General features: G+C 49.1%; 9 protein-coding genes and 2 pseudogenes. All 11 read left to right on the forward strand.

Annotated features, from left to right (window positions below; translation table 11 throughout):
* Positions 1–216 (forward strand): annotated as a pseudogene (locus ACOT0L_RS09390) (hypothetical protein); the annotation flags it as partial.
* Between the two features lie 42 nt (positions 217–258).
* On the forward strand, positions 259–816 hold the full coding sequence (locus ACOT0L_RS09395) for a type IV secretion protein Rhs (RefSeq protein ID WP_126503443.1): 558 nt from the start codon (positions 259–261) through the stop codon (positions 814–816).
* Complete coding sequence (locus ACOT0L_RS09400) at positions 810–1,352, forward strand: putative T6SS immunity periplasmic lipoprotein (protein WP_126503439.1); 543 nt, start codon at positions 810–812, stop codon at positions 1,350–1,352. The genes ACOT0L_RS09395 and ACOT0L_RS09400 overlap by 7 nt, the downstream gene beginning before the upstream one ends.
* Positions 1,339–3,861, forward strand: a complete 2,523-nt coding sequence (locus ACOT0L_RS09405; RefSeq protein WP_126503437.1) for a type VI secretion system Vgr family protein — start codon at positions 1,339–1,341, stop codon at positions 3,859–3,861. Before ACOT0L_RS09400 ends, ACOT0L_RS09405 begins: the two co-directional genes overlap by 14 nt.
* Positions 3,862–3,878: 17 nt before the next feature.
* Positions 3,879–6,113 carry an ATPase gene (locus tag ACOT0L_RS09410; RefSeq protein ID WP_126503435.1) on the forward strand — a complete coding sequence of 745 codons (2,235 nt, stop codon included), beginning with the start codon at positions 3,879–3,881 and terminating at the stop codon, positions 6,111–6,113.
* Between the two features lie 11 nt (positions 6,114–6,124).
* On the forward strand, positions 6,125–7,093 hold the full coding sequence (locus tag ACOT0L_RS09415) for a formylglycine-generating enzyme family protein (protein WP_249039534.1): 969 nt from the start codon (positions 6,125–6,127) through the stop codon (positions 7,091–7,093).
* Between the two features lie 39 nt (positions 7,094–7,132).
* Complete coding sequence (locus tag ACOT0L_RS09420; protein ID WP_126503433.1) at positions 7,133–8,101, forward strand: formylglycine-generating enzyme family protein; 969 nt, start codon at positions 7,133–7,135, stop codon at positions 8,099–8,101.
* A gap of 96 nt (positions 8,102–8,197) precedes the next feature.
* Positions 8,198–8,455, forward strand: coding sequence for a PAAR domain-containing protein (locus tag ACOT0L_RS09425; protein ID WP_071881488.1), 258 nt, complete (start codon positions 8,198–8,200; stop codon positions 8,453–8,455).
* Between the two features lie 3 nt (positions 8,456–8,458).
* Positions 8,459–9,643, forward strand: a complete 1,185-nt coding sequence (locus ACOT0L_RS09430) for a hypothetical protein (protein ID WP_063256088.1) — start codon at positions 8,459–8,461, stop codon at positions 9,641–9,643.
* 21 nt (positions 9,644–9,664) lie between these two features.
* Complete coding sequence (locus tag ACOT0L_RS09435; RefSeq protein WP_260473320.1) at positions 9,665–13,084, forward strand: ImcF-related family protein; 3,420 nt, start codon at positions 9,665–9,667, stop codon at positions 13,082–13,084.
* A gap of 37 nt (positions 13,085–13,121) precedes the next feature.
* Positions 13,122–13,302 (forward strand): annotated as a pseudogene (locus ACOT0L_RS09440) (type VI secretion system protein TssA); the annotation flags it as partial.
* Positions 13,303–13,448 lie beyond the last annotated feature (146 nt).

The raw sequence follows: 13,448 nt of genomic DNA on the forward strand, positions 1-13,448 counted from the left end.
CCAGCCATCCTGTTACGCCGTCTTAACCCTTACTGTGCCCGCGCGATGGAAGGGGCCGCATCCCTGTGCCAGACCCGCGCCCATGCGGAAATCCTGCCCGAGCACTGGCTGCTGAACCAGCAGATTCTGCCGGTCCTGAGCCAGCAGCTGCTGAGCCATATGGCGGCGGGGCAGAAGCCGCATACCCTGACGCTGGGCTGGGCTGGGCTGGGATGAGGAAGAGGGGGTAATGATTGAGCTGCGGCAGGAGGATGAGTGATGACCATCCACGATAAAAAAAATGCGGATCAAAAAGAAGTAAAGGAAGGTTCGCTGCGGTTAATGACTTCAGGAGAGATTGTTCTGGCGAAGTCGGTCTACAAATCGACGATCCCTTACCATAAGGTTTGGATCCATTATGACAGTTATCTGCCGTTTGGCCTCCAGAATAAAAATACGGCGATGTCCCCGAACGGTGAGATTTATTTTCGTCACTGGTACAGGGATGATTACGCGTCGACTTTACCTTTTCTGCAACATCTTTTTATTCACGAAATGGCACATGTCTGGCAGCGTGAAAAAGGAATGAACATCATCGGGCGGGGGCTGTTCAGCTGGGCGGTGAGTTACCGTTATGTCCTGGATGGACGTCTGTTAAGTGAATATCCCATGGAACAGCAGGCACAAATTATTGCTGACCATTTTACGTTGCAGGTTGAAGGATACGAGACATGGTGTGATCTGAGAAAAGCAGGTGATGTCACGCTTGACGGCAACATTTCTGAGCCCGTTATCCACCACCTGTATACCAGCACGCTGCGGGGGTTCCCATGGTGAAAGCAATGACCTTTCGCCACAGGCATGCTTTTTTGCTCAGCCTGACGGTACTGACCGGTTGCCCCGGCCACGGGGATTACATTCAGCCTGATGAAATAACAACGGTCAGCACAAGAGGCGACAATGTGTGTTTCAGCGTTCCGGAGCCAGAGGACTACCAGCCAGTCAGTATTTCCATCATTCCAAGAGGAACCCGGTTCAGGGAGCGGCAAATTACGTTTGATCCCACACTTCGTATTGTGAACGGCCAGCTATGTATCCCACCTTCATTTCATCATTTTCCTGATAAAGGCCAGTTCATTGTCAGATACGTTCTGCACTCTGAGCGCGATAAGGATACGCCGCGCAAAATGGTCGCCGGGGTAGAGATTGTCGGCGAGTGTATTTTCGACATTCCGCTTAATGACATGGAGGCAGTAAGACCGTACGGCGAGCTGGACAACAGTGATGTTCAGCCTGATCAAGGCGAACGTGAGGGTTCCTGCAGATCGCCTTTTAGAACCGTTCATGGAGTGAAAAATTATGAATCTCACTGACTCTTTGCAAAACGTTTTATCCGGGGCGGGAACCCTGAACCGCTACAGGCTGGATATTCCTTCCTGTCCTTCTCCACTTGATGTGGAAGACTTCAGCGGTATTGAAGGCCTGAGCAGAATTTACAGGTATGACATCATTTTTACGAGTACGGACAAACATCTTGATGCTGCCTGGTTTTTGTGTAAACCCGCAACCCTGACGATGGGGGGCGGGTTACTGGAGAGCCCGACTGAAAAGAAAAAAGTGCACGGTGTCATTACTCATTTCAGACGCATTTCCGGCTCTGCCGACCAGACACAGTACCTGATCACGCTTAAGCCATTCCTGTTTTTGCTGGATAAGCAGCACCGCAGTCACCGTTTCTTTGTCAATAAGTCAGTACCCGAAGTAGTCGAACAGGTGTTACAGGAGCATAACCTGCATGGCTGGGAATATGAATTTAACCTCAAGCAGAGCTACCCGAAGCGCGAGCAGATAAACCAGTATCAGGAAAGTGACCTGGCGTTTATTCAGCGCCTGCTGGCGGAGGTGGGGATATTTTACTGGTTTACCCTCCAGGAAGACGCGCAGACAGAAGTGGTGCATTTTACCGATGCGCAGCGGGCGCTGGTATTTGGTAAAACCCTGCCAGTCAACAGTCCGTCCGGGATGAGCGACAGCGGCGCTGACTCGGTGTGGGGCCTGAACATCACCCATAACGTGGTGGAAGCTAGCGTCACCACGAAAGATTACAACCACCGTGACGCACAGAGCATACTGCAGTCGGCACCGGCGGATATGACCCGGGGAGACGGTGAAGGGGTGACCTATGGTGATGTCTACCATTACCGGCTGCGCCATCTGGCGCGCGGCGACAAAATAGACCCCACGGCAGAAACGGCTAACTTTTACGCCCGCCTGGACCACGAGCGTTTTCTGGCAAACCAGACGCAAATCACAGGCTACAGCACTGCGGCGTGGCTGGCACCTGCTCAGGTGCTGAATATTACCGACGGCCTGCCACCCACCCTGCCTGCTGTCTTACAGGAACCGGTGCTGGTTATCAGCACGCATTTTACTGCCAGTCGCAAGAGCGCCCTTCTGGTGGATATTTTGGGCGTGCCGTACAGCGAAACGGTGTGCTGGCGTCCGGCACCGCTGCCGCGCCCGAAGGTGACCGGGACGATGACGGCGCGTATCACCAGCGCAAAAGCCAACGATATCTACGCCTGGCAGGATGCATCCGGGCTGTACCGGGTGAAATTTGACGCCGATCGTGACGAGAAAGGTCAGGGCCAGGAGAGCATGCCGGTACGCCTCGCCAAACCCTACGGTGGTGATGTGTACGGCTTTCACTTCCCGCTCATTCAGGGAACGGAAGTGGCGATAGCATTCCATGAAGGCGACCCCGACCGTCCCTATATCGCCCATGCGCTGCATGACTCACGACATGTTGACCATGTAACGGAGAAGAACAGCACCCGGAATGTGATCCGCACGCCGACGAACAACAAGCTGCGAATGGAAGACAAGCGCGGTGAGGAGCATATCAAGATCAGTACCGAGTATGGCGGTAAGACGCAGCTGAATCTGGGACACAATGTGGATGCCAGCCGTGAATTGCGAGGGGAAGGATTTGAACTGCGCACAGATAAATGGGGGGCGATACGTGGTGGCAAGGGAATTTTTATCAGTGGGGATGTTCAACCAAGTGCCCAGGGCAAAACTCTTGATATGAACGCGGCTATTGCGCAATTACAAAGCGCTTTAGAATTGGTCACTGCATTAGCGCAAAGTGTCGCTGTGTCTGGTGCTCTTGATGCCGATCGTTCGTCACAACAAAAACTTAGTCTGGCCCTGAATCAGTTAAAAGAAGCGGGAATACTGGCATCAGCGCCAGCAGGAATCGCATTAACAACACCCAGAAATATTCAACTGTCGTCCGGGCACACATTGACGGCTACGGCTGGTGAAAATATTGATATGAGCATTTTCAAAAAATTGACGGTCGCAGCAGGCGAAGCTATAAGCTTGTTTGCACAAAAGATGGGCATTAAAATATTTGCAGCAAGAGGTATTGTAGATATACAAGCGCAAACAGATGCAATGCGCCTTCAGTCTGATAAAACGATGACTCTCAATAGTGTTAATAGTGAAATAATATTGAACGCTGCACAGGGTATAACATTAACCAGTACCGGCGGGGCATATATAAAAATAAAAAATGGTTCTGTAGAAATTGGTGCTCCAGGGAAAATCGATCTTAAAAGCGCCAATATTTTATGGGGAGGGGTATCTTCACTCGAAAAGGCGTTAAAACCCATGACGGTAGAGGACCCTCAATTCAAATATCCCATGAATGAACGTTTTCAGGTATTAGATAAAAATACCAATCAACCTAAAGCTTTAATACCTTATCGCATAGAAACTGCGGATGGCGTGACGCTTAGAGGTATGACTGACGAAAATGGTTATACACAATGCCATTACGGAGTAGATCCTAAATCCATTAAATTGTTTTTTGAGTAAACAAGGAGGTGATTTTTATGAGTGAACATGACACTCCGGTTGCTGAAGGGACACTGAATAAAAAAGAAGGAAGTTCAGTTGTAGCACATCACGAATCAACATTGATTTATTTTAGTACCGAAAATGAAGAGCTAATTCTTCTTAACGAGAAAATAGCATCAGCTCTGGATGATCACGCCAGAAATCTTATGATGCTGGTGGATGAAGTTCATAAAGCAAATGAAATATATTCGGCGGCAATTGAAGCCTATGGAAAAGTTCTTTCGCATCCCGACAGAGCCGCTGAACTCACTTCGCTTGAAGCTAAGGTATCAGAAGCAGAACAAAAATTAGCAGATAAGAAAAAGGATTTACAGAAAACGCTAGGAGATTTTGAATCTAAAGGGGCTGGTTATAAAGAGGTAACAGAACTGATACCGATAAAAACTAAAAAAAATCAGGGAGGGCGTAACGGGATTGGTAGTCGTTATGTATATGTAAAAAAATCGTATATTGATAATTTTGGAACTGGAGATATACATCGGGTAAGTTTACGAGGACGAGATCGTACTACTGGAAAAGAAAGTATATTTGAACGTGACAATAATGGCAATATTAAAAGTATAAATACGCAAAAAATTAAAGAACAGTTAAAAAAACTAGAATCTAAAAGCAAAGGAATAAAATTTTTTGAAGTCAAAGATATTGGTAAAATAGACAAGACATTGTGTGACTGGGCAGATTCCTGGAACAGCAGTGTGGTGTTGGAAAAGGAAATTGGTCAGAATATTGATGTATCTGCTGGTGCACAATTTTTGCGTTTTACATCCAATACTGGTGCGTCAGGAGAGTGGGACCCTTATAAAGGAAAATTAACAATTAAAGGTGAACATAGCACCGTCCTTTCTGTAGCATCGGGTACAGCCAGTGCTAAATTTTACATACCCGATCGCATTGGCTGGTCTTTGAAAATGCTGCCACCTCCTGGAAAAACTAAAGTTCTCAATATGGGAATGTGGCGTATGTATCTTGAGACGTCACTTATCGGCTTTGCTGGAGCATCGGCCCAGGTTGAAGCTCAACTTCAGGTTACTACCATTGGGACAAAGCAGGTTATAATGGGAGATCGCGAAGGGCGCCTGCCTCGTTTCAGAGATCGACACTCTCCAACAGGTGCCGCGTTTCATCAGGCAAGAGAAAAAAATGAAGAAGGCGCGTCTGCAAGCGCAGAGATATTTGCCGGCGCGCGTGCTGAATTCAAGATGAAAGGGGGCGTTCAATGGTTACAACCTCTCGAGTTAACGGTGCACCAGGGAAAAAAAGGCGATGATGCGAAAGAAGCTGCAAAATTTGTCGACTTTTGCTCAATTTCAGAAGCATTTGTTGGAATGGTTGGGGCTGGTGCAGGGGGAAAATTTCAGTGCGATTTCATTAATGGACGCTTCTGTTTCAGTATCGCTGCCAGTCTGTGTTTAGGCGCAGGTGCCAAAGGTTCTTTTGAAGCAGAAGTTGACTACGATAAACTTTATGATTTCGGATATTGGCTGGTTTATCAGTTATATGGCCTTGATTATTCTTTTTTTGAAGTAATTTCCGAACGTGCCTTTGATGCGTTTACAAAGCTAAGTATATTGCTTTTAACAAACGCAAAAAATAAGATAGAGAAGGATTTACAAAACCTCAAGTACACTTTGGATAAGATTGAAAGTGATTTCTATGAAATTGTAACATTCTTTGAAAATGGAATGGCAGATTCGAAAAAAAGAAATGAAATTGCTGGCAGTATTTTATCGAATCCAAAGTATTTGTTAAGGATTACACCTGAGGCAAAAGGTATTCTAATTTATTTGTTAACTCGCCATGGTTTTAATGACCACTTTGACTTGAATAATCGTGTTATGTTGGATATTTATCACGATCGCAAAGAAGCAATATTAACTATCTTAGATTGTATCCAAACACAACGTGAATGGTTCCAGGTATTTAGCCATTGTAACTCTGATGGGAGTGATTTGGCCGCTGGGAACTCAGCGTTAAAATACATGGTTGCCCAAAGAAAAATGAATGACCTGAAGGAGTTTTTGCAAGAAGGTCTCAACAAAGATAATGAGATGGATAAGATCTACCGGAGGTTAAAGGTCACACCTTCCTGGGGATACGCGCTCGCTATGAACAATACGGAATTTTACAAACTATACAGAATGGATAATGAATTCTATCCCAAATCCAGAATATTTAGTCCTGTAAGTGACAACAATATTATTGAAGTTTAAAGGGGTCGAAGATGAAAAAATTAGTGAAAATAGGTTTAATGATGCTGACAGTTGCACCACTGATGTCATGCGACCAGCAGAATTCCTCGGTCATGCCAGCGAAAAAGAACAGTAATGACTTGTCAAAATTTGTGGATGAGATTAAGTCCGAGCAAATTTTTGTTGAGGGCGGTGAATTCCTGATGGGCGATTACGGTGAACAATACGGCCCGGAACATTTACCCTATGATGCAAATCAGCATAGTAAACCATTACATAAAGTCGAGCTGACAAGTTATTCAATAAGTAAGTTTAAAACCAGTAATAAACAGTATCAGTTTTATTTAACCTACAACAATCAGTATAGAAGAACAGTTAGTAAAGAAAATCCTAATTTAAAAAAATGGGATAAATTAAATATGACACCACAAACTCCGGCGCATGTAGACTGGAATGAGGCTCAACAATATTGCCAATGGCTATCGTTAATTACAAATTTACCTTTTTCCCTTCCAACCGAAGCACAATGGGAATTTGCGGCACGCAGTAGAGGACAGTTTATTATAGTACCGACTGATGATGGAACTATACAGATTAAGAACCGCGAGGGTGTGAATATTACCACTTCAGACGATCGCGAAAAATTCGCTCAAGAACAAGGCTCCGGTTTAGGTATCCTTTCTCCAATGCCGCGTGATGCGCGTCCGCCTAACCCCTTAGGTATATATGACATGGCCGGTAACGGCTGGGAATGGATGAAGGACTGGTATGACCCGGATTACTACAAACATTCACCACTGAAAGATCCACAGGGGCCAGACAATCCTGTCTATAAAGATTACAACGGGAATTATACAAAAGTTGTCCGCTCCCAGGATTTTTCCGGCCCCAGACGAGGCCTTACCATAACCCGGTATTTCTCAGATCCAAAAAACAGAGGCCACTTGCCGAGCGACAAAACGGTTCGTTGCGTCGTCAACAGCCCGAAACCGGTCAGATAATACCGGAACTATACACTAAAGTTAAATAAGGAAACAGTTATGAGGATTTTATACAGAACGGGGGGGATTCTGATTACCGTTTTGTCACTAATCTCTTGCGACCAGCAAAAGCAGTTGGTGCCACACTCCCCAAAAAGCAGCGTTGAACTCTCTAAATTTGTAGGTGAGATTAAGGACGAGCTAATCTTTGTACAGGGTGGTGAATTTCTGATGGGAGATTATGGCGAAAAATACGGCCCGGAACATTTACCCTATGATGCAAATCAGCATAGTAAACCATTACATAAAGTCGAGCTGACAAGTTATTCGATAAGTAAGTTTAAAACCAGTAACAAAGAGTACCAGTTTTATTTGGCTTATAATAATTTAGCTGGAAGAAATGTTGATTTGAAAACCAGAAATGGACAGCGCTGGCTGGAAAAAAATATGACACCCGATACACCTGCTCATGTCGACTGGTATGAGGCGGAAAAATATTGTCACTGGCTGTCTACTATTACTGACTTACCTTTCTCATTACCAACAGAAGCGCAATGGGAATATGCAGCGCGTAGTCGTGGGCAATTTGTAATTGTTCCAACCAATGACGGGACCATACGAATTGGAGAAGGAGATAAAAGCAATGTAGCTTCAGAAAAAGATAGCAAACTATATGCAAAAAAAATGGGCACGTCTTTGGGACTCTACTCTCCGTTGCCCGGTGATCTTTATCCACCAAACCCCTTAGGTATATATGACATGGCCGGTAATGGATGGGAGTGGGTAAAGGACTGGTATGATCCTGATTATTATAAATACTCACTAGTAAAAGACCCTCAGGGCCCTGAAAAACCAGTGTTTAAAGATAGTAACGGTAATTACACAAAAGTTATCCGCTCACAGGATTTCTCCGGACCAAGACGCGGCGCAACGATATTCCGCTTCGACTCAGACCCTGCTAATGAGGGATATCTCCCAGGCGACAAAACGGTTCGTTGCGTCGTCAACAGCCCGAAACCGGTCAGATAATGCAAGGCATAACTCTCTGATTACGATGAGTCACCGCTATAAGATTACTATGCAAAGATGTAGCTCATTGTTGTGTTAGTTTATATGGAGACGTATATGCAGTGTGTTATTCGTATCAATGACAAAACAACACACGGTGGTACTGTGCTTGAAGGTAGCTCTGGTGTGAAATTTATGGGCCTGGAAGTCTCTTGTCTTATGGATAAGGTATTTTGCCCTCTACATGGTGAAACATATATTATCGAAGGCGATGAAACTTCAAAGATCAATGGTAAGCCAATAGCTCTGCATGGTCATCGTTGCGGTTGTGGTTGCTCACTAATATCATCATTACCAAATGCAGGAAAACGTTAATTTATGCCTGTTGATCTAAAAAAAATCCCAGCAGAAGAACCTTTGCCAGTTGCTCCGGATAAATTCCGTTGGCTGCTTACGATTGTTCTGTGTGTGATTGCTGGTGCGGTAGTAGTGCTGGCTCTATGGCCTAAGCACCTTTCTACGCGGTCTGAATGGTTTTGGTTTTGTACGTTGATGCTGCCTTTATCCGTTGGAATTATGGGGTATATCATCCGGCTGCGCCGCTATGAAAATGAACGAGATCGAGTGCTATGGTGGAACCACTTATATCAAAAACAATATGAAGAAAAAATTTTACTGGGACAGAAGGCCGTGGGTGTGCTTGGAATGAGTTACGTCACACCAGTTGCCAGAAATAAACTTGCTGTCGCGCTTTTACAAGGCGGGAGTGGACTTCAGACGCACTATTCACCAGCCATTCAGTCGACATTAACAACGGCATCAGTAATTTTTCCATCAGTAACCTTATTCACTGAAGCAAATTACCAGACTCGACTGGAATCAATATTGGCAAGCGTCATCGGGCAATTGCACGCTGAACTGGTTCAGTTTACTGGTAACCTGTTCGTTCGTATTCATCATGATGGTGTGCTGAACAATGAGCACATCCTCACCATCTGGCGAAAGATTTTCCCAGCGTCATATGCTGTCAATGATATTACTGTCAGTACTGATAATAGTGGGCTGATGTGGCTTGATGGCTGGCTGGACAGGAGGGACGAGGCGCTTGTTCTTTCTGTTGAAATCAATTTATTTCTGCAAGCGCGTGACCAAGAGGCAGAGTCCGTATCAGCGCTGCTGCTGGCCTCTCCGGCATGGCTAACTTGTTATCGTGTAATGCCGCAAATGTGGATACATCGCCCGGTGGTGATCGCAAAAACGGAAGAGGCTGTAGCGGATGTTGCACTTTGGGGAAAAATAACATCAGCGGTGCCCTGGTTCTTTTGGCGAGCTCAGGTAAAAGGTAGCGCACTGACTGCGGCTCTTCTTGCAATGGATAAATTGGCATTCTTGTCTGAAAAAAAAGGAGAGATGGTACTGGAGGATACTTTTGGCAGACCAGGGGCGGCGGTAGGAAATATCACGTTAATTTGCGCCTGCGAACATGCGGTGATTTCAGAGCAAACCCAGTGGCTGATGGTTGGTGATGAAACCACACAAATGGTAATTGTCCGTCCGGCTTAATCTTACGCAAAGGATAGTGATGTGAAAAAGAAAAAGCGCCTCAGTACATGGTTAATTATCCTGCTGATAGCGGTTGTGGGGGGATTTCTCATCTGGACTGAAAACCCTTTTGTTTTTGTTCATCAGTTTACCACTGAGAAGAAACTGACAGCATCGCTGACAGTGGCAGGGATTTGTATTTTAATTCTGCTCTGCGACGATTTATTTCACAGGTTGTGGAATTGGTTGATCTCAATAAGTTTTTTGCAGCGGCTGAGGGAATTGTCAGGTAAAAGTCTTCGGTACGAAGACAAACAATTAGTTGATAGGGAAAAATACAGAGAAACGTTAAAAAATATGCGTCTATATTTGCGTCATAATTATGACCGCGCCTGGCCCCGCAAACTCCGCATCCTGCTAGTCACCGGCAGCGTTGCCGACGTCGAACAGCTCACCCCAAAACTCACCCAGGAACTCTGGCAGGAAGATCAGGGGACGCTGCTGTTGTGGGGCGGTGACCTGGCAGCACCGGCGGACGCCGCCTGGCTTACCGCGCTGCGTAAACTGCGCCACCGCCCGGTGGATGGCGTGGTGTGGGTGACCTCTGCGTTTGACCGCTTCGCGGGTTCAGATGCTGAGTCGCCAGCGCCGCTGACTCCAGAATCCATGGATGCCCTGTCCCACGCTCTGAAGGGGCGCTGTGATGCGTTGGGCTGGAAACTGCCGCTGTATGTCTGGTCGCTGCATCCGCGAGCCGGAGAGCTGCAGGGCCGGATTTCCCAGCCGGTGGGGTGCCAGCTGTCAGCGGCCTGTAAACCTGAAGCACTGGCCCGCCAGCTAACCGACCTGATCCCACCCCTCACCGCGCAGGGTATTCAGCAGATTTGCGACAAACCACAGCAGAATTTTTTACTCACCCTGGCTGACCAGCTAATCCGCGAGCCGCAATCGCTGACCGGACCCTTATCAGTATTGCTTAACCCGTACCGCCCGCTGCCTCTGGCTGGCGTGGTGTTCAGCCCGCCTTCAGCAGGGGCAGGTCGCAGTGTTGCTCATCACTGGGGCAAAGACAACTGCTGGGACGCCATCCCGGCGTCTACACAGGCCTTACCGGCAGGTCTGCGCCCGCGTAAACCCGGAATCAGCTGGACGCAGATGGCGGGCGTGGGCGTGGCGGCGCTGATGGCGCTGTGGGGCATATCCATGGCCGTCTCCTTTGTCGCCAACCGTGACCTGGTGACGACGGCGCAGGAGCAGGTTCAGCAGTCTGTGTCAGAGAAACAGCCGCTGAGCAAGCGTCTGCACGCCCTGTCTGAACTCCAGAAAACCCTTGCTCGTTTACAGTACCGTGCACAACACGGCGTGCCCTGGTACGTACGCGGCGGCTTAAGCCAGAACGATGCCCTGCTGGCGGCGCTCTTCCCGCGCTATAGTGAAAGCGCCTTGCCGCTGTTGCGCGATGCGGCGGCGGAACACCTCACTCAACAGCTCCAGGCCTTTGTACAGCTGCCACCGGACAGTCCGTTACGTGAGCGCATGGCAAAATCGGTTTACGACCGGCTCAGGCTCTACCTGATGCTCTCGCGGCCGGAGAAAATGGATGCGGCCTGGTTTTCCGCCACGCTGATGCGCGACTGGCCACGGCGTGCTGGTGTGGCAAACGGTCTCTGGCAGGGCAGCGGCCCGGCACTATACGCTTTTTATGCCGCGAGCCTGGTGTCACACCCGCAGTGGCGCTTACATGCTGACGATATGCTGGTCAGTCAGACGCGTACGCTGCTGGTTCGCCAGATGGGGGTGCGAAACAGTGAATCCACACTCTATCAGAAAATGCTCTCACAAGTGTCGAACCAGTATGCCGATATGCGCCTGACGGACATGACCGGCGACACCGACGCCGCAAGCCTGTTCAGCACCGATGAGGTAGTGCCGGGGATGTTCACCCGTCAGGCGTGGGAGGAGGCGGTACAGCCTGCCATTGATAAAGTGGTGAATGAACGTCGCGAGGAGATGGACTGGGTGCTGAGCGACAGCAGACAGCCCGCCACGCAGCAGACCTCGCCGGAAGCCCTGAAGCAGCGACTCACCGCCCGTTATTTTGCCGACTTCAGTACCGCCTGGCTCGATTTTCTCAACAGTCTGCGCTGGCAACGGGCAGTGACCCTGTCCGACGCCATTGACCAGCTCACCCTGATGGCGGATGTGCGCCAGTCGCCGCTGGTGGCACTGATGAACACCCTGAATATCCAGGGGCGTACCGGTGAGACCGGCGAGGCGATATCCGATTCGCTGGTGAAATCGGCAAAAAACCTGCTCGGTGGCGATAAACAGCCGGCCATTGACCAGAGCGGCGGCGCGCACGGTCCGCTGGAGGCGACCTTCGGCCCGGCACTGGCGTTGATTAACAGCCAGCAGAAAGGCGGCGGAAATACCGACCTGAGCCTACAGACGTTTCTGACCCGCGTCACCCAGGTGCGCCTGCGGCTACAGAAGGTGACCAACGCCGCTGATCCGCAGGCCATGACCCAGGCGCTGGCGCAGACGGTGTTTCAGGGAAAGGCGGTAGACTTAACCGAGACCCGCGACTACGGCAGTCTGGTGGCAGCGGGGCTCGGGCAGGAATGGAGCGGTTTCGGGCAGACGATGTTTGTGCGGCCCATGGAGCAGGCCTGGCAGCAGGTGCTGCAACCCGCCGCTGAAAGCCTGAATGCGCTGTGGCAGACCGCCGTGGTGGATGACTGGAACAGCGCCTTTGGCGGGCGGTATCCGTTTAAGGATGTCAGCAGCGAGGTCTCCCTGCCGTTGCTGGCCAGATACCTCAACGCTGATTCCGGACGTATCACACGTTTTCTCCAGACCCGTCTTAACGGCGTGCTGCACAGGGAGGGGCGTCACTGGGTGCCGGACAGCATCAACGCCCAGGGGCTGACTTTCAATCCGGCTTTCCTCAGGGCGGTTGATACCCTGAGCCATATTTCAGATGTGGTGTTCACACGTGGAGAGGCGGGATTGTTCTTTGAACTGCGCCCGGGAACGGCGGATGGCATCATGGAGACGCGGCTGGTTATCGACAGCCAGAAGCTGACTTATATGAACCAGATGCCTGCCTGGAAGCGTTTTAACTGGCCTGCGGACACCGAAGCGCCGGGTGCGGCATTAAGCTGGATAAGCACTCAGGCCGGCACCCGGCAGTATGCAGATATGTCCGGGACATGGGGATGGATAAGGTTGCTGGACAAGGCGTCAGTCAGCGCTTACCCCGGCACGGGCAGCAGTTACAGTCTCACGTGGCAGGCGCAGGATGGCAGACCGCTAAACTACACCCTGCGCACTGAGGCGGGAGAGGGCCCGCTGGCCCTGCTGAAGCTGCGAAACTTCAACCTGCCGTTGCAGATATTCACCGTCAGCGAGCCTGCCGCTGACCCCCTGGCTGATGACCCCGACCCCACGGAAACGTACTGATGGCATCCGTTCATACACTGATTACAGCCTGCCAGGCCGCGCTATCACGCTCACGCAGTGGGCGCCAGAACTGCTGTTTGAGGTCAAAGCCCACCGCCTGAAGCTGCTCCGTATGAAGGGCCGGACGTAATAATACATATAAAGCACGCCTGAATCCGGAGATGGAACATCTGCTGGCGGGGCTGATTGCAACTGACGCTGCCAGAGCTACCGTGTAGTGCGGATAATTAAACAAACGTAACAAAAAAATTATTATCAGGGATATACAACAATCATGCATTTGATTATGAAAATAATATTGTCGGTTATATTTATTCAGCTTTCAGGCTGTACAGCAATTCTTTGGGGGGAAACAGTGTTGCTG

Origin of the sequence: Enterobacter cloacae complex sp. XAL002 (assembly GCF_049236805.1) — a bacterium.
Taxonomy (GTDB): domain Bacteria; phylum Pseudomonadota; class Gammaproteobacteria; order Enterobacterales; family Enterobacteriaceae; genus Enterobacter; species Enterobacter intestinihominis.